This window comes from Streptomyces sp. NPDC088116 (genome assembly GCF_044741745.1).
GTDB lineage: Bacteria > Actinomycetota > Actinomycetes > Streptomycetales > Streptomycetaceae > Streptomyces.
In genome coordinates, this window is the sequence record NZ_JBIUTF010000006.1 from 602,101 (window position 1) to 616,471 (window position 14,371).

General features: G+C 68.6%; 20 protein-coding genes, 1 tRNA gene and 1 pseudogene. 11 read left to right on the forward strand and 11 right to left on the reverse strand.

Features of this window, described 5'->3' with window-relative positions:
- Positions 1-223 precede the first annotated feature (223 nt).
- The 5 genes from ACIOJD_RS26085 to ACIOJD_RS26105 all read left to right on the forward strand — a co-directional run bounded on the left by ACIOJD_RS26085 (position 224) and on the right by ACIOJD_RS26105 (position 3,474).
- Positions 224-1,489: an XRE family transcriptional regulator gene (locus tag ACIOJD_RS26085; RefSeq protein WP_401917954.1), complete on the forward strand. Its 1,266-nt coding sequence runs from the start codon at positions 224-226 to the stop codon at positions 1,487-1,489.
- On the forward strand, positions 1,486-2,013 hold the full coding sequence (locus ACIOJD_RS26090) for a GNAT family N-acetyltransferase (RefSeq protein WP_401917956.1): 528 nt from the start codon (positions 1,486-1,488) through the stop codon (positions 2,011-2,013). The genes ACIOJD_RS26085 and ACIOJD_RS26090 overlap by 4 nt, the downstream gene beginning before the upstream one ends.
- Before the next feature lie 50 nt (positions 2,014-2,063).
- Complete coding sequence (locus ACIOJD_RS26095) at positions 2,064-2,582, forward strand: hypothetical protein (protein ID WP_401879430.1); 519 nt, start codon at positions 2,064-2,066, stop codon at positions 2,580-2,582.
- A 157-nt stretch (positions 2,583-2,739) separates the two neighbouring features.
- Positions 2,740-2,970, forward strand: coding sequence for an HNH endonuclease (locus ACIOJD_RS26100; protein ID WP_401917958.1), 231 nt, complete (start codon positions 2,740-2,742; stop codon positions 2,968-2,970).
- 87 nt (positions 2,971-3,057) lie between these two features.
- A complete protein-coding gene (locus tag ACIOJD_RS26105) occupies positions 3,058-3,474 on the forward strand; it encodes a hypothetical protein (protein ID WP_401917960.1) in 417 nt (138 codons plus the stop codon).
- A 115-nt stretch (positions 3,475-3,589) separates the two neighbouring features.
- On the opposite strand, the gene ACIOJD_RS26110 is transcribed toward ACIOJD_RS26105, so the two are convergent.
- The 8 genes and pseudogenes from ACIOJD_RS26110 to ACIOJD_RS26145 all read right to left on the reverse strand — a co-directional run bounded on the left by ACIOJD_RS26110 (position 3,590) and on the right by ACIOJD_RS26145 (position 7,181).
- Positions 3,590-4,300: an HGGxSTG domain-containing protein gene (locus ACIOJD_RS26110; RefSeq protein WP_401917962.1), complete on the reverse strand. Its 711-nt coding sequence runs from the start codon at positions 4,298-4,300 to the stop codon at positions 3,590-3,592.
- Positions 4,301-4,536: 236 nt separating this feature from the next.
- The gene (locus ACIOJD_RS26115) at positions 4,537-5,562 is read right to left on the reverse strand and encodes an AAA family ATPase (protein WP_401917963.1); all 1,026 of its coding nucleotides are present in this window, start codon (positions 5,560-5,562) and stop codon (positions 4,537-4,539) included.
- A gap of 16 nt (positions 5,563-5,578) precedes the next feature.
- A pseudogene (locus ACIOJD_RS26120) lies at positions 5,579-5,950 on the reverse strand (bifunctional DNA primase/polymerase); the annotation flags it as partial.
- Positions 5,947-6,102 (reverse strand): hypothetical protein, encoded by a 156-nt coding sequence (locus ACIOJD_RS26125; protein ID WP_401917965.1) that lies wholly within the window; start codon positions 6,100-6,102, stop codon positions 5,947-5,949. The pseudogene ACIOJD_RS26120 and the gene ACIOJD_RS26125, both read right to left, overlap by 4 nt.
- A 31-nt stretch (positions 6,103-6,133) precedes the next feature.
- Positions 6,134-6,283, reverse strand: a complete 150-nt coding sequence (locus ACIOJD_RS26130) for a hypothetical protein (protein ID WP_401917967.1) — start codon at positions 6,281-6,283, stop codon at positions 6,134-6,136.
- A 189-nt stretch (positions 6,284-6,472) separates the two neighbouring features.
- On the reverse strand, positions 6,473-6,832 hold the full coding sequence (locus ACIOJD_RS26135; protein WP_401917969.1) for a hypothetical protein: 360 nt from the start codon (positions 6,830-6,832) through the stop codon (positions 6,473-6,475).
- Between the two features lie 11 nt (positions 6,833-6,843).
- Positions 6,844-7,044: a hypothetical protein gene (locus tag ACIOJD_RS26140; RefSeq protein WP_401879417.1), complete on the reverse strand. Its 201-nt coding sequence runs from the start codon at positions 7,042-7,044 to the stop codon at positions 6,844-6,846.
- Positions 7,044-7,181 carry a hypothetical protein gene (locus tag ACIOJD_RS26145; RefSeq protein WP_401917971.1) on the reverse strand — a complete coding sequence of 46 codons (138 nt, stop codon included), beginning with the start codon at positions 7,179-7,181 and terminating at the stop codon, positions 7,044-7,046. Before ACIOJD_RS26145 ends, ACIOJD_RS26140 begins: the two co-directional genes overlap by 1 nt.
- Positions 7,182-7,570: 389 nt before the next feature.
- Here ACIOJD_RS26145 and ACIOJD_RS26150 point away from each other — a divergent pair, with 389 nt between their 5' ends.
- From ACIOJD_RS26150 to ACIOJD_RS26160, 3 genes are read left to right on the forward strand one after another with little or no spacing between them, the layout of a single operon-like run.
- The gene (locus tag ACIOJD_RS26150) at positions 7,571-7,855 is read left to right on the forward strand and encodes a helix-turn-helix domain-containing protein (RefSeq protein WP_401917972.1); all 285 of its coding nucleotides are present in this window, start codon (positions 7,571-7,573) and stop codon (positions 7,853-7,855) included.
- 1 nt (position 7,856) lies between these two features.
- Positions 7,857-8,372, forward strand: a complete 516-nt coding sequence (locus ACIOJD_RS26155) for a hypothetical protein (RefSeq protein ID WP_401917973.1) — start codon at positions 7,857-7,859, stop codon at positions 8,370-8,372.
- Between the two features lie 47 nt (positions 8,373-8,419).
- Positions 8,420-9,112, forward strand: coding sequence for a site-specific integrase (locus ACIOJD_RS26160; RefSeq protein WP_401917974.1), 693 nt, complete (start codon positions 8,420-8,422; stop codon positions 9,110-9,112).
- Between the two features lie 96 nt (positions 9,113-9,208).
- Here ACIOJD_RS26160 and ACIOJD_RS26165 read toward each other — a convergent pair.
- Positions 9,209-9,282, reverse strand: a tRNA-Pro gene (locus ACIOJD_RS26165).
- A 138-nt stretch (positions 9,283-9,420) separates the two neighbouring features.
- On the opposite strand from ACIOJD_RS26165, the gene ACIOJD_RS26170 reads away from it, so the two are divergent.
- The 3 genes from ACIOJD_RS26170 to ACIOJD_RS26180 all read left to right on the forward strand — a co-directional run bounded on the left by ACIOJD_RS26170 (position 9,421) and on the right by ACIOJD_RS26180 (position 11,698).
- Complete coding sequence (locus ACIOJD_RS26170; RefSeq protein WP_401917976.1) at positions 9,421-10,122, forward strand: transketolase; 702 nt, start codon at positions 9,421-9,423, stop codon at positions 10,120-10,122.
- Between the two features lie 68 nt (positions 10,123-10,190).
- Positions 10,191-11,090 carry a transketolase family protein gene (locus ACIOJD_RS26175; protein WP_401917978.1) on the forward strand — a complete coding sequence of 300 codons (900 nt, stop codon included), beginning with the start codon at positions 10,191-10,193 and terminating at the stop codon, positions 11,088-11,090.
- Between the two features lie 95 nt (positions 11,091-11,185).
- Entirely contained in the window at positions 11,186-11,698 is a 513-nt protein-coding gene (locus ACIOJD_RS26180) for a DUF664 domain-containing protein (RefSeq protein WP_401917980.1), read from the forward strand.
- Here ACIOJD_RS26180 and ACIOJD_RS26185 read toward each other — a convergent pair.
- Together ACIOJD_RS26185 and ACIOJD_RS26190 are read right to left on the reverse strand one after the other, a co-directional pair.
- Entirely contained in the window at positions 11,695-12,912 is a 1,218-nt protein-coding gene (locus ACIOJD_RS26185; RefSeq protein WP_401917982.1) for an amidohydrolase family protein, read from the reverse strand. The genes ACIOJD_RS26180 and ACIOJD_RS26185 overlap by 4 nt on opposite strands.
- A 154-nt stretch (positions 12,913-13,066) precedes the next feature.
- On the reverse strand, positions 13,067-13,990 hold the full coding sequence (locus ACIOJD_RS26190; protein WP_401917984.1) for a hypothetical protein: 924 nt from the start codon (positions 13,988-13,990) through the stop codon (positions 13,067-13,069).
- Positions 13,991-14,371 lie beyond the last annotated feature (381 nt).

A 14,371-nucleotide genomic window follows, 5' to 3' on the forward strand; every position in this document is an offset into this window, starting at 1 on the left:
CCCCTCGTCGGTGAGCGGGTGGTGCGGCCCGCCCCCGACGGGGGACGCGGGGGCGGTCCACGCCAACCGGCCGCCGCTGTCCGTCCGGTGGCGGCCTGTCACTCAGTGAACGACGGGCTGTGACGCCTCGTGAGGAAAAGTCCGGCCGCCGTGCAACGGGGGCAACCGGAAATTTCGCGCGCACTCCGGCGCCCCGATCCTGCTACCTCGCTACCTTGAAAGCGTGGAGGCGAACAGGCACCTGGCGGATGCGCTCACGGAAGCAGGGCTGACCCAGACCGAGTTAGCGGAGGCGGTGAACAACTACCTCCGGTCGGTCGGCAAGGACGGCACGGTCAGTGACCGGACGGTGCGGCACTGGCTGACCGGAAAGACCCGCTGGCCCCACCCTCGGCAGCGCGAGGCCCTGGAGGCAGTATTCGGCCGTAGTGCCGGGAAACTCGGGTTCCGACCCCCAGCAGGCCGACGAAGCACAACCAGGAAGGAGGACCCTGTGCACCGCAGGAACTTCCTCGCCGCCGCCACCGGCGCGACCGCCGCCGCTGTGCCGCTGGTCGCTGCCCGGCCGCACGCAGTGGGCACCACGGACGTGATCCGGCTGCGCAGCGGCCTGGACGCCCTGACGGCCCTGGACGCCACCCGTGGCGGCCACGAGGCCCTGGAGCGGGCCGCGCTCGCGGGCGCCACCGAGGCCCTGGACCTCCAGAAGCGCGCGGCCTCCCAGCGCATCCGGCAGCGCCTCTTCAGCGTCGCCGCGAACTACACCGCGTCGGCCGCGTGGTCGGCCGTGGACGCCCGCCAGAGCGACCGCGCGCTGACCCACCTGAACCGCGCGCTGTACCTGGCGGGCATGGCGAAGGACCCGGTGGCGGAGCTGCGCGTGTGGAACTCGCACGCCATGCTCGCGCTGCATCGCGGGGAGTTCTCGCAAGCCGTGGACGCGGGCCAGGCCGCGCAGGCGACCGCCATCACGCGCAGAGACCCGCTGTTCGCCTCCCTGGCGCACGCGCGCACGGCGGTGGGGCATTCCAGCGTCGGGGACCGCCGGGGCGCCCTGCGGTCGCTGGGGCACGCGGAAGACGCTCTGGCGAAGGCGGGCGCGGACGAGCCCCGGCCGTCCTGGGTGGCCTTCTACGGGTCTGCGGAGCTGCTGGCCATCACCGCCATCGTGCGGGACGAGATCGGGGATGCAGCGGGCGCAGAGGCGGCCTCCCACCGCGCCCTGGCCGCCATCCCGCAGCAGTTCCGCCGGAACCGGGCCCTGGCCACCCTCCAACTCGCCACAGCCCAGCTTCACCAGCGCGACGTGGACCAGGCGTGCGCGACGGCGGAGAAGGTGTTCGTGCTGATGCACGGGAACGCCCTGCCGGGCCGGATGCGGTCCTACCTCGGGGACTTTCTCCGCGACTTGATTACTCTGGCGCCGCACTCCACGACTGCGCGAGAGTGGGAAGACCGTTACCGATCTGAATGGAGCCAGGTTCGATGACCCCTGCCCTGGAGCTGCGCCACTACGGCCACGACGACCTGTCGGAGATCCGGCAGACGTTGATCGGCGTGCACGCGGACGTGCACGCCGACCGCATGGCCGACGACGAGTTCCGGCAGAAGTTCCCCTGGTTCGTGGATCACTGGGGCGGGAGCCCCGGCTTCTCGTGCGTGATCGCGTACGAGGGCGCCGACGTGGTGGGCTTCGCGTACGGCGCCCCCGGCGCGGAGGGCCGCGAGTGGTGGCGGGAGCACCTGGACCCGACGCCGGAGAAGGGCCGTACGTTCCACTTCTCGGAGCTGATGGTGCGCGAGCAGTGGCGGAAGACGGGCGCTGCCGAGCGCCTTCACAGAACGCTGATGGATGCCAGGAACGAAGATCTCGCGGTGCTGCTGGTAGACGTGACGCACCCGAAGGTGGAAGCCCTGTACGAGTCCTGGGGGTACCGGCGGGTCGGGGAAGACCAGCCGTTCCCGGACTCCCCGGTGTACGCCGTGATGCTCGTGGATCTCCCACTGTCCTGACGCCTCGCTCCCGGACCCGGGGCGTTGCGGCGATCGAACATCATGCATGCATGGACTCAGGACTTGCAGCGGTGCTTGGCGCCGGGATCACCGGCGCCGTAGCGTCGTTGGGCGCGTTTCTCACCTACCGACAGACGAAGGTCCAGATCAGGAGCAACGCGAAACTGGCGCTTCGTGAGCCGAGGCGGAAGGTCTACAGCGACTTCCTGACTGCCTGCCGAGGAGCGGTTACGGCCGTACTGGATCTCGTAGATGAGGACACGGCAGAGGTTGACCTCGGACCTCTCTGCCTCGCGCTTGACGAGCGCTTCCCGGCCCTGATGCATCTGCTTGCCGAAGTGGACCTGGAGGGGCCGCAAGCAGTGAGTGACGCGGCAAACACGGTGATCAAAGCACTCTCGGACCTGCATGCAACCGCTTACAGCGCGGACCTTTCCGGGCTGGTCGACGATGACGGTCGCCCTGTTCGGATCAGCGGCGACTTCATGGCCGAAGCCCGTGCAGCGATGAAGGAGTTCGTAAGGGCCGGACGCAAGGCGCTTCAGACCGACGCGGACCAAGCGCAGTAGCTGGGCAGCTTGGCAGCACGCCAGGCTCGCGTTTACACAACAGGAAGCCGCAGCTCCCGGGCTGCGGCTTCCGCGCGTTCAGACTGCCGCCATGCTGCCCGGAGGGTGCGCGGGCAGTGGGCATCGATTGTCGGTGGCTCTCTCTAGCATGATGACCATGCCCGCCAATCGCCCCGCAATCCCTAGCGCGTTGGACCGGCGAGTCCGTGTCGAAGCCGGTCATCGTTGTGCCATACCAGTCTGCCGTGTCCCTGTCATCGAGATTGCCCACATCCGGCCCTGGAGCCAGGTAAGGCGACATGAGTTTGCGAACCTGATCGCCCTCTGTCCGACCTGCCATACGCTCTTCGATCGAGGCCATATCAATCGCGTTTCCGTGCTCCAGTAAAAGGCGAACCTGAGCCCGTTCTCCCCCTACGCTCTCGCTGCACATCCTGATCGCATTGACTTTTTGACGGCCTACCAAAAACTCCGCGTGTTCATCGAAATGTCCCTCACGGCTGTCTCCGCGTTTCAGGCGGCAGAGCAGCGCGGTTCCTCAGCCAGCGAACTCCAGCGGGGCTTGCAAGCGATCGAAAAGGCGACCAAGGAGGCCTGGTATGCAGAGTTCTGCTTCTGCACGGTGGCGCCGAAAGGCATGGGCAAGCTGTCCAATCAGATCTTGAACGCGTCCGTGACGAGGGCCTGCAAAGTACTGGGCAGGCCAGTCCCCACCGCCTTCCTGGAGGCGGGACCGGTCTCTGATGATTTCCCTGCGATTTGGGAAGACCTGCATCATGAGATGCACGAGGTGCTCAATAGGCCTGCCCCGAGGACAGTCAAAGTGATGCCGACACCTCCGATCCTCGTGGACGAAGTTGTAAATAAGAACGGATGTGCATCGGGCTATTGAAAGCGGGGGCCTTCCTGGTCTGGGGTGTTGTCGCGAGGGTTGGAAGACCGCCTGAGCCCTGTTCGCGGCAGAGCCCCGTCCGGAGTGCGAACGGGGCTCAGGCCGGCGGAATGGGTCACTCTGCGGGCAACTCCGGCCGCCCCTCTACGGCCATGTCCCGCAGAAGGCCCGCCATCAGGTCAGGTACGCGTCGCTGCTGCTCGGGCGTCAGCTCCAGGGCGTCGAAGGCCCGGTTCATAGCCTCGAACATGATCTTCGTCTGGACCTCGGCTATCGTCACGAGCCGTTCGTTTACACCCATGCGGGCCGCGAGGTCGCACATCTTCAACAGCCGGTCCCGTTCCTCCCCGTACAGCCGCACCCACCCGTTCACAGCCGCGCTGTACATGGTGTCCACGCCCGGGAACTCCCCGCCCTGCCGCTCCACTTCGGAGTTCATGCCCCATACCAGGGCTTCGGCCTCGGTCTCCTGCACGCGCTCCAGCAGCCACGCCACATGGCCGGACGCCTGCCGGATCAACCGGGAGACGACGACCGCCGGGTCTTCCTGCGGGCCGTCCACATCCCCGTACGTGCGCAGGAACTCGGCCGTGGCTTCCCGGCGCTGTGCGGCGGCCCGCACCTGCGGTGCTGCACCACCGTGCATCCGGCACACGGTCGCCCCGGTGACGGCCATGCCACGACACCGGCCGCCGGACCGCGTCCGGGCCGTACAGCGGCCGTCCTCGGGCGTCTCCGGGCCGTTCCCGCCACCGGTGGCCGCCTGGACGCGCGCATGGGGTCCGCGCCCTCCAGCCGCGCGCATGGGGTTGCTCGCCTCGCTCATGATCTCGCTCCTCTGCTGTGCTTCTTGCGACCCCGGTGTGGGGTCGCAGTTTGGGGGTTCGGGGGACCTGTTCACCTGTTCACTCCTACGGAGTGTGAACAGGTGAACAGGTAGGGTCCCGGCTGTTCTGAACAGGGCTGAACAGGTTGAACAGGTAGTGGCCTGACCTGAGGCGATACCTGTTCAAGCCGTTGAACAGGTCGGAGCCTCAGACCTGTTCAGAACAGGGGTTCATTTCAAGATCGTCTGAACAGGTCCGGCGGCCTTTTCGGCGTCCCCGAGGACGTAGCCCTTGACCCCGAGCGCAGCCGCTCGCAGGCCGCCACCAGCGCGTCCCACTCGGGACCGGTGACCTGGACGGGGCGGGGCAGGAACTTCAGGTTCGGGCCGATCTTCTTGCCGTGGTGCTGCTGCCAGGCGGCGCCGCGCTTCCAGACACCGGCGGCACCCACGGCCACGATGTAGACCACCGGCCCGGCCTCCACGCGGTGCCCGTACCAGTCCCATCCGTTCGCCACGTGGATGGCAACGTCCAGCGCCAGGAAGGACTTCATAGAGCCGGACGCGCCGTACATCCGCGCCACGGTGCCCCGGTACAGGTATCCCTTCAGCACGGGCCGCGCCGGAGGAATGGCCGCGAGGTCGTCCAGCGTGAGCATTTCGTCCAGCAGCGCGGCGGCCTGGTTCTCCACGGCCTCCGCCTCCGCCTGCTCGTGCTGCCGGGCCTCCGCGTCCCAGATGGACCGCATTGTCTTCAGCAGGTCGGCTTCGCCGATCGGGTCGGCGGACGCGGAGTTGGCGGCGCGTGCCATGTCCGAGTACCAGGACCAGCCGCGCGGCGGGGCGAACTTCCAGGTGTCGGCGGCGTAGTGCCCGGCCACCGCCGCCAGCCAGTTGTTCCCGCGCGCCGGGTCGTCGACAGCAAGAGAGAGCAGGTCAGAGAGGTGGGACCCCTCCAGCCGGCCAGCTACCGCGCTGCCACCCGTACCGGGCACCGCCGTGCGTGCCAACTCCGCCACCCAACCGGGCAGCGGCGCCGGTTCGGCGCCGTGGACGACCGTGTAAACGTCGTCCGTCTTGGACCCCGGGACCATGACGTACGCGCCCGGCCCCGTCTTGAAGTCCACGGCCGCCCCGAGGGTGTTCGAGTAGCCGTCGGCCTTGCCGCCGGTCTCCCCGTCTGGGAGCTGGAAGACCATCTGGAGGCCCGCGCGACCCGTTCGGTACGTCAGCGTCTTGGGCACGTCCTGAGCAGCGCTCAACGCCTCCCCAGGTGGCCTCTCCCGGCTTCCCTTCGGCCACGTCCACGTCCACCACTGCGCGACCGGTGAGCGTCTGCCCCAGGTTCAGCCGCCCGTGCTGGCCGCACTTGATCCACCACATGCGGATCGTCTCCGGCTCGGTGGTGGCGTCCTTCGAGCCGTGGTCGTTGCGTGGATGCTTGCCGGGCGACTTGCAGGCGTAGTTGCCGCAGGTGCACCCGTCCTCGGTGACCCGGTGACAGGGGAAGACCTTCACGCCCTCGGCCGTGAGAGCGAGGGCCGCCGCCAGCAGGCCGTCAGGGTCCGCCAGGGCTCCGTTCCCGGGGTCGGTGGACTCCGGCACCTCCGGGGCCTTTTCGGGGCGCTCAGCGCCCTTCACGTACTTCACGACTGGCCCCCTGCCCGAGCCTCGAACAGCTCGGCCAGGTGCAGCCAGAAGGCATCCCAGGGGTCTGCCGGAGCGTCCGCCCGGACCTCGGGCGTACGGCGGTCGGAGGGGCTCAGCTCTCCGGCCGTTCCGTCGTTGCGGGTCACGTTCACGGCGATCCCTCCTTGGTGGGACGCATGGCGATCACGGTCCGCAGTTCGCTGATCGGCTGACCGGTCTCCCGCGCCACCGCTTCGAAGGCTCCAGGGAGTCACGGACCATCTCCGCGTTGTACTGCTCGTCCGTCTTGGACGGCTTCCAGTCGCGCCCCTCATGAGCGCTGGACTTGATCATTTCGGCCCCTCCGCAAGGTCGGTTTCGTCTCGCGTGCTCGGCCGATGGGGGATCGTCTGGGAGACCGGGACCAGGCGGGAGGGGCGGTATCCTGAACACGTAGATACCGGGCTCCCGGCCGGGCCAGGTCTGCACTTCGTCAGTCGAAGCGGCGTCCCCTGTGAGGGCGCCGCTTCGGCGTTTCCGGGGTCAGGCGGCGCGGCACCCGCCCGCGTGCTTGTTGGCGTGCTCGCGGGTCCGGTCGTCCCAGCCGTAGCCGAACTCCCGGCGCTCACCGCAGCCGTAGCAGTACAGGAAAGCCACCTCGCCTTCAGCGGTGGTCGCCGTGGCGACGACGTTCCCGCCGACGATCGTGTACTGCTTGCCGATGCGGTCGCCGCGCTCCGGCGCCATGGACACCTCGCGGGCGTCGGCCGCGTTGGACAGCTCGAACTGCCACTCGGTGTCGATCACGTCGTACATCTCTTCGTCCGTGATGTTGGCCAACGGGCCCTGCTGCTCGGCCGACAGCGTGATCCGGCCGTCTGCATCGGTGGTGTAGTTCGTCATGATCTCGCCTCTCAGATGAAGTGGTGCTGGAGGGTGGTGCGGACGGTGGTGGAGCAAGTGGCCGCGTGGTCGCGGCCGTTCTCCTCGCCCTTGCCCTGCGCCTCGCAGGAAGAGCAGGACCAGACGCGTTCGCCGGTCTCGGGGTGAGTCACGCTCTCCACCCGGCCGCCGCCGTCGGCGGTGAGGTAGAAACGCGAGCCCAGGACGGCCATTACGCGGCCTGGAGAGCGGCAACCGCAGCCGTGGCCGGGGGAATCGGGTCCGGGTCGCCGGTCTCCAGCAGACGGACCAGGGAGGCCGTGATCACGACCGTGCGGCCGGGCCCGAGCCGGACGGTGCGCACAGGCATCTGCCCCCGCTTCATCCGGTCGTAGAGGTTGCTCTTGCTGCACCCGAGCGCCAGGGCGCAGCGGGTGACACTGATCGTGGCGGGTCAGGTCTTGATCTCCGCCAGAGTCGGCGCCGAATTCATCGTTACAGCGGTCGCCATTTCCGATCCCTTCCGATCCTCGGTCGGTCTTTCCGTGTGATTCCAGAATGACACGGCCCGAGGGGTGCTCTCAGGCTTCCTACCTGCGAAGACTATAGATACGGGGCCGGAAATGGGGAGCTTGGCAGCTTGGCAGTGCCCTTGATCTGCGACGATCATCCAGGCAAGGAAATCACGAAGAACGAGCGACACAACACGAACGTTTAAACGCTCTTATGCAGTACCGCATAAGCGTGTACCTTAGTTCTATGCCAACCGCACGCAGGCCAATCGGCCCCACCACGCGGCACGTTGCCGCCTCCATCCGCCAACTCCGCACGGAGCTCGGCATGTCCACCACCACCATGGCCGGGCGCCTCGAAGCTCTCGGGCACCCCGTCTCTCAGTCCGGCGTGACCCGGATGGAGACCGGCCAACGGCAGATCACCGTGGACGACTTGACCGCGCTCGCGGCCGTCCTTGGTGTTACCCCGTCGGCCCTGCTACCCCGCACAACCGAGCCGGAGTTTCCGGCCGCCACCGAAGGAGAGTGAGATGGCCGATCCGATCAAGAAGCTGCCACCCAACCGAAGAGGGCAGGTCAGGTACCGAGCCGTGATCGACATCGGTTACGAGCCGCAGACCGACAAGGCCACCGGCGAGGTGATCACCGACCCTGCCACCGGGCAGGCGAAGCTGAAGCGGAAGCAGCTCACGATCACCAAGGACACCAAGACCGAGGCGAAGAACGAGCTGGCCCGCATCCGCCACCAGCGCAGTGCGGGCACGTACGTGGCCCCCACGAAGATGACCGTGAGCGCCCTGCTGGACCTGTGGCTGAAGTCAGCCACCCGGGACGCGGAAGAGGCCACCGCCAGCAACTACGACAACGCCCTACGGCCCGTGCGGAAGTACCTCGGGCACAAGCCCGTTCAGGAGTTGAGCGAAGAGGACGTGGAAGCGTTCATCGACTGGATGGTGACCGAGGGGCGCCAGCGTGGCGGGAAGCCCGGGACGGGCTCGGCATACGGTCGGTACGGCTCACCCTCGGGCGGTTCCGTGCGGCGCTGAACCTCGCGGTGCGGCGCGGGGTGGTGGTCCGCAACGTGGCGGAGCACGTGACCATCTCAAAGCAGGCGAAGGAGAAGGCGAAGAAGGCCACCGCCGTACACAAGCCGTGGAACCAGGAAGAGGTGAAGAGGTTCCTGGAGGGCATCCAGGGCCACCGCTCGTACGCACCCATGCTGCTCGCCCTGATCGCGGAGCGTCCGGCGGAGGTGTGCGGCGCCCGCTGGAGCCCGGACGTGGACCTGACGGCCGGGACGATCGCAGTCGGCACGAACACGCGGACGATCGTCTACGACCGCACGGCCGAGCGCGGGCAGCGGAACAAGGTGGTGGAGAAGGGCGCCAAGACCGACGCGGGGAAGCGCACCTTGCCCCTGCCGAAACCCGTCCTGCGGGCGCTGAAGGCGTTCCGGGCGCAGCAGGCAGCGGAGAAGCTGGCCGCCGGGGAAGCGTACACGGACAGCGGGTACGTGCTCGTGGACGATCTGGGACAGCCGTGGAAGACGGACAAGCTCCGGCGCGAGGCGCACAAGCTGATGGCCACCACGGGCGTACGGAAGGTGCGGTTGTACGACGGGCGGCACGCCTGCCTGTCCTGGATGGCGAACAACGGGGTGCCGGACACGGTGGTCTCCGCGTGGGCCGGTCACTCGGACCTCGGGTTCACGAAGCGGACCTACGTCCACCCCGACCCGCAGTCACTGAAGGCGGGTTCGGAGAAGCTGGCCGAACTGCTCGGCTGACCTTGATCAACAGCGTTTGTGAGAAATTGTGAGACGGCGCCCTTGGGAACGATCAAGAGGGGCCCCGAAGGACCCCTCTGACCTGCTATCTCTCTGTCGGGACGACAGGATTTGAACCTGCGACCCCTTGACCCCCAGTCAAGTGCGCTACCAAGCTGCGCCACGTCCCGATGCTCGTCTGACCTGGGGTTTTCCCGGCCCGAACGCGCATGAGAACGATACCGCACTTGGGCCGGTGGTCACGAATCGCTTTCCCGAGGCGAGGAGGTCTTGACCTCAAGCGCTCTTGAGGTTGCACCGTGGCTCGTATGACGACGACAGAGACGATCACCCCCGCACACCGCCGGGAGCTGAACCGCCTGCTGGCCCTGATGACGGGTGACGAGAAGCACGGGCCCGCCGCGACTTCCACCCTGGACGCGCTCTGGGTCCTCTACGACCGGGTGCTGCGCGTGTCGCCCGGGACCGTCGAGGCACCCGAGCGGGACCGCTTCCTGCTGTCGAAGGGGCACGGACCGATGGCGTACTACGCCGTCCTCGCCGCCAAGGGGTTCCTCTCCGAGGATCTGCTGCCCGGATTCGGTTCGTACGACTCACCCCTCGGCCATCACCCCGACGGGACACTCCTGCCGGGGGTGGAGATCGGCAGCGGGTCGCTCGGGCACGGGTTGCCGCTCGCCGTGGGCAGTGTGCTCGGGCTCCGGGCGCGGGGACTCACCGGTCCACGGGTGTGGGTGCTGATCGGCGACGCCGAACTGGACGAGGGCAGCAATCACGAGGCGATCGCCTACGCGGGGCCGGCCGGACTCGAACAGCTCCACACCCTGGTGATCGACAACACGTCCGCGACCCACGGCTGGCCCGGTGGCATCGCCTCCCGGTTCGAGGCGGCGGGCTGGTCGGCGGAGACCGTCGACGGACGGGACCACGAGGCGATGTACGCGGCCTTCACCGCGCCGCACGCGGGCCGGCCACGGGCGGTCGTCGCACGCGTCGAGCCCAAGCCCTGAGCGTCACGCCCCCGGCGGGGCTCCGCCGGAACACATCGGCTCACAGACACCACCCAGAGAGGTTTTCCATGGACACCATGCGCGACCGTTTCGCCTCCACCACCTCCCAGCTCCTGGACGAGGACCCACGGCTCGCGCTCGTCCTGGCCGAGATCGGCCGGGACGGCTTCGTCGAGGCGGCACGGCGCCACCCGGACCGGGTGATCAATGTCGGGATCCGCGAACAGCTGCTGGTCGGAGTGGGCGGCGGGCTCGCCCTCGCCGGGATGCGCCCGATCGTGCACACATTCGCCAGTTTCCTGGTCGAGCGTCCCTTCGAGCAGGTCAAGCTGGACTTCGGCCACCAGGGGGTCGGCGGGGTCCTGGTGAGTGCCGGGGCGTCGTACGACTGGCCGGCCGGCGGCTTCACCCATATGGCTCCGGGCGACGTCGCCCTGATGGACACCCTCGACGGCTGGACGGTGCATGTGCCCGGCCACCCCGACGAGGCGGAGGTCCTGCTGCGGCACGCCGCCGCCGGGGACGGCCGGGTGTACGTACGGCTGTCCATGCAGAGCAACCAGCGGGCGCGGGCGGTGGCGGCGGCCGGGTTCAGCACCGTACGGGAGGGTCGTCGCGGGGTGGTGATCGCCGTGGGGCCGATGCTGGACAACGTACTGGCGGCGACGGAAGGCCTGGACACGACCGTGCTGTACGCGACGACCGTGCGGCCCTTCGACGGGGCGGCGCTGCGGCGGGCCGTCGGTGTCGCGGACGCGGCGGACGCCGTGATCGTGGAGCCGTATCTCGCCGGGACCTCCACGGCGGCCGCCAATGACGCCCTGGCCGGGACGCCGCACCGGGTGCTCGGGCTCGGGGTGGCCCGGCGCGAGCTGCGCCGGTACGGGACGCTGGAGGAGCACCTGACCGGGCAGGGGCTCGACCCGGCGTCGCTGCGGGAACGGATCTCGGCCTTCCTCGTGCGCTGACGCCCGGGACGCGTCCCCGCGCTGTGCGAGGGAACCTGGAGGGGTCCGGGACGTCTCGGCCGGGACCCCGTCCCCACCAGGCAAGGGAGTGTGCCATGACCGCGAGCGGCGACCTGCTCATCGACGCCTTCGGCCGGATCCGTGAAACCGTGCACGAGGTGGTCGACGGCCTCGGCCCCGACGAGCTCGCGGTCCGTATCGACGACGGGGCGAACTCGATCGCCTGGCTCGTCTGGCATCTCACCCGGATCCAGGACGATCACATCTCCGACGCGGCCGGGACGGACGAGGTGTGGATCGCGCGGGAGTGGTCGCGGCGGTACGGGCTGCCGTTCTCGCGCCACTCCACCGGATACGGACACGCGCCCAAGGATGTGTCGAAGCTCGGCGGCGTGACGGCGGAACTGCTGGCCGGTTACCACGACGCCGTCCACGACCGGACGGTCGAGTATCTCGGCACCCTCAAGGACGCCGACTTCGGACGGGTCGTCGACGACGCGTGGATTCCCGCCGTCACCCTCGGTGTACGGCTCATCAGTGTCATCTCCGACGACCTCCAGCACGTCGGGCAGGCCGCCTTTGTCCGGGGGTGGCTGGAGCGGCCCTAACGCCGTGGGCAGGCGTGCCCGGCCTGCATGACAAAACCCACGCGCCCCGTGGCGTCGATGTCCTGGAACGGGTCGCCGTGCAGCGCCACGAGGTCCGCCGTGGTTCCCGGCGCGATCCGGCCGAGGTCGGGGCGGCGCAGCAGTTCGGCGGCGGTGCTGGTGGCCGCGCGAAGGGCCCGCAGCGGGGAGAGTCCGTTGGCGACCATGGTGGGGAACTCCCGCCAGCCTTCGCTGTACGGGAACATCCCGGCGTCGGTGCCGAAGGCGATCTTCACATCGGTGCGGGCGGGACGGAGCAGGCCCTCGCGCAGATCCTGCGCGTAGTGCCGGTACGCGCGGCGCATCTTGGCGGGACGGTCTTCCCAGATGTCGTCGCCCAGTCTTTCCAGGAAGTACGTCTGCACGTACTGGGTCGGAATCAGATAGGTCCCGTGCTGCTCCATGAGCGTGTAGGCCAACGGCGTGGCCAGGCAGCCGTGTTCGATGCTGCGCACCCCGGCGCGGATGGCACGGGTGATGGATTCGTCGTCGAAGGCATGGGCCGCGCAGGGAAGGTGGAAGTCCCTGGCTGTGGAGACCAGCGCGTCCATCTCCACTTGGGAGTAGGCGGTGTCGTCGGGGTTGTCCGAGGGTGAGGAGAAGCCTCCGCTGCCGACGAATTTGATCCAGTCCGCGCCCGCGCGCGCCTGTTGGCGAACGGCGCGGCGCAGTTCGTCCGGGCCGTCGGCCAGCGTGCCGATCTCCGTACCGTAGCGTTCGGCGAGTTCCGGTGCCTTGTCCGCGTGGCCTCCCCGGGGGGAGAGGATGTTCGGCGCGACGACCATCCGGGGGCCCGCGATGAGGCCCTCGTCGACCGCGCGCCGCAGCGCGGTGTTGAGTGCCTGGTCCGCTCCGCCGAGGTCACGGACAGTGGTAAAGCCACCGGCCAGCAGGGTCCTCAACGCGGGCAGGGATCTGAGGGTCTGGTAGGCGGGCGACGCGGCATCCAGTTGTTCGTCCAGAGTGTGCACATGGCAGTCGATGAAGCCGGGCAACAGCGTGCAGCCCGGCAGTTCGAGGATGTCGGCGTCCACCGGCCGCAGCGGAGCGACGCCCACCTCGGCGACCTTCCCCTCACGCACCAGTACGGAGACACCGTCGGACGGGGCGTCGGAGCTTCCGTCCCAGAGCCGGTCCGCGCTCAGCCATAGGTCGCGATACGACGTTCCAGGCATGTCATCCTCTCCAGGCTCTGCGGACGGCGGCCACGCCTCACGCGGTGACGCCGGTGACCGCTCCCCCGGAGTCCGGCCCTGGATCCAGGTCCGGAGCACGGCTCGACGTCCGGTCCGAAGTCCCCTCGCGCCGACGGCTGTTCGCCCATTCCTCTCACCCCCTTCCGGATCGGGCCGGGATCCCCCAGGTGTGCACGGGTTCGCCTGATGTGCTCAGCCGGGTGTAGGCGTGAGTCAGCCGGCCCAGGGCGGTACGTCGCTCGGTGTGCACCTCCATGGCCTCCAGGTCGGCCGACCGCCGGGACAGGTGGAGGGTGAGCCCCAGGAGGAATGCGGCGTTGGCGGCCATGTCGATGGAGGTGGGGCCGCTGGGCAGCGCCCGGAACTCGATACGGATGTGCCCGCCGGGGTCGTACACCGGGCGGTTCCAGGTCCACACCGTCCCCTGATGCAGGCGCAGTTCCGTAAGCCGGGGATGGCGGCCGGACGCTGTGAGGCCCGCCGGTTCCCGTGCGGACAGCGCGGGGACCAGTACCTCGTGATCGCGGACGGCGTCTTCGAACAGCCGCACAACGCCACCGTCCAGCCAGCGATTTCCGAAGGAGGCGCGCGCGGGAGCCGCCGCTCCGGCGCTTCCGCCGCCGTCGCCGAAGCCCCGCTCGTACATCGGCACACGCGTCTCGTGCCAGAGCCGACGGCCCAGGAGCAGGGGCGAGTTGCCCGCCGCCGCGAGCACCGGTCCCGTTGCGAGTTGCGCCGCGTTGTACGTATGGGTGAACTCCCCAGGGCACACCACCAGATGGAGCTGGCAGGAGGAGGTGGCGCCTTGCACCGCGATGGAGTCGGCCAGCAGGGTGGTCGGCTCTTCGCCACGGAGGCTGATGCGGTACGGCGTGCTGCCGCGTGACCTGGCCAGGGCGTTCTCGATGTGGTGGAAGCGGCCGCACGGTGTCAGCGCGGACCGGCACAGATCGGAGGGGGTGAGCGTGGGCAGCGTGCCGATCAGTACCGGCAGTGCTCTGTAGGAGGCGGCCACCGCGCCGACCGCCTCCAGCAGATCGTCGGTCTCGACGCGCATCGTGGTGAAGGGCCGGCCCCCGCAGTGCGACCGGTGTCAGATTGGCTTCCAGGTTGAACTGGTCCACTTCCAAAGATATACGGCGGTCCGAAACAGATTTCTGGATACGTTCGTGCAGCGCGGCGGGACGGCCGTCGGCTGCCATGAGGAACATTTCCAGTTCCGCCCCGACGCTGGTCTCGGTCTGTCCGAATCCAGGAGCGGACAATGCCTTATCCAGGACCGCGACGGAATCTTCCAGGCGTTCACGAAAGGTTGAGTAGTCGGCCTCGGCGAAGGCCTCCTGGTTTATTTCCAGCCCCATACTCGGCTCCTTGAGGGAGGAGTAGCCCGGCCTCTTCCGGGGGCGTGCGCCGCCTACCTGAGTTTAATCGGTCCGGC

What these genes read in the sequence shown, in the direction of transcription:
- ACIOJD_RS26090 (WP_401917956.1), top strand. Translation starts at nt 1,486, where the DNA reads ATGACCCCTGCCCTGGAGCTGCGCCACTACGGCCACGACGACCTGTCG.
- ACIOJD_RS26095 (WP_401879430.1), top strand. Translation starts at nt 2,064, where the DNA reads ATGGACTCAGGACTTGCAGCGGTGCTTGGCGCCGGGATCACCGGCGCC.
- ACIOJD_RS26100 (WP_401917958.1), top strand. Translation starts at nt 2,740, where the DNA reads ATGCCCGCCAATCGCCCCGCAATCCCTAGCGCGTTGGACCGGCGAGTC.
- ACIOJD_RS26110 (WP_401917962.1), bottom strand. Translation starts at nt 4,300, where the DNA reads ATGAGCGAGGCGAGCAACCCCATGCGCGCGGCTGGAGGGCGCGGACCC.
- ACIOJD_RS26130 (WP_401917967.1), bottom strand. Translation starts at nt 6,283, where the DNA reads ATGATCAAGTCCAGCGCTCATGAGGGGCGCGACTGGAAGCCGTCCAAG.
- ACIOJD_RS26135 (WP_401917969.1), bottom strand. Translation starts at nt 6,832, where the DNA reads ATGACGAACTACACCACCGATGCAGACGGCCGGATCACGCTGTCGGCC.
- ACIOJD_RS26140 (WP_401879417.1), bottom strand. Translation starts at nt 7,044, where the DNA reads ATGGCCGTCCTGGGCTCGCGTTTCTACCTCACCGCCGACGGCGGCGGC.
- ACIOJD_RS26145 (WP_401917971.1), bottom strand. Translation starts at nt 7,181, where the DNA reads ATGCCTGTGCGCACCGTCCGGCTCGGGCCCGGCCGCACGGTCGTGATC.
- ACIOJD_RS26150 (WP_401917972.1), top strand. Translation starts at nt 7,571, where the DNA reads ATGCCAACCGCACGCAGGCCAATCGGCCCCACCACGCGGCACGTTGCC.
- ACIOJD_RS26155 (WP_401917973.1), top strand. Translation starts at nt 7,857, where the DNA reads ATGGCCGATCCGATCAAGAAGCTGCCACCCAACCGAAGAGGGCAGGTC.
- ACIOJD_RS26170 (WP_401917976.1), top strand. Translation starts at nt 9,421, where the DNA reads ATGACGACGACAGAGACGATCACCCCCGCACACCGCCGGGAGCTGAAC.
- ACIOJD_RS26175 (WP_401917978.1), top strand. Translation starts at nt 10,191, where the DNA reads ATGGACACCATGCGCGACCGTTTCGCCTCCACCACCTCCCAGCTCCTG.
- ACIOJD_RS26180 (WP_401917980.1), top strand. Translation starts at nt 11,186, where the DNA reads ATGACCGCGAGCGGCGACCTGCTCATCGACGCCTTCGGCCGGATCCGT.
- ACIOJD_RS26185 (WP_401917982.1), bottom strand. Translation starts at nt 12,912, where the DNA reads ATGCCTGGAACGTCGTATCGCGACCTATGGCTGAGCGCGGACCGGCTC.
- ACIOJD_RS26190 (WP_401917984.1), bottom strand. Translation starts at nt 13,990, where the DNA reads ATGCGCGTCGAGACCGACGATCTGCTGGAGGCGGTCGGCGCGGTGGCC.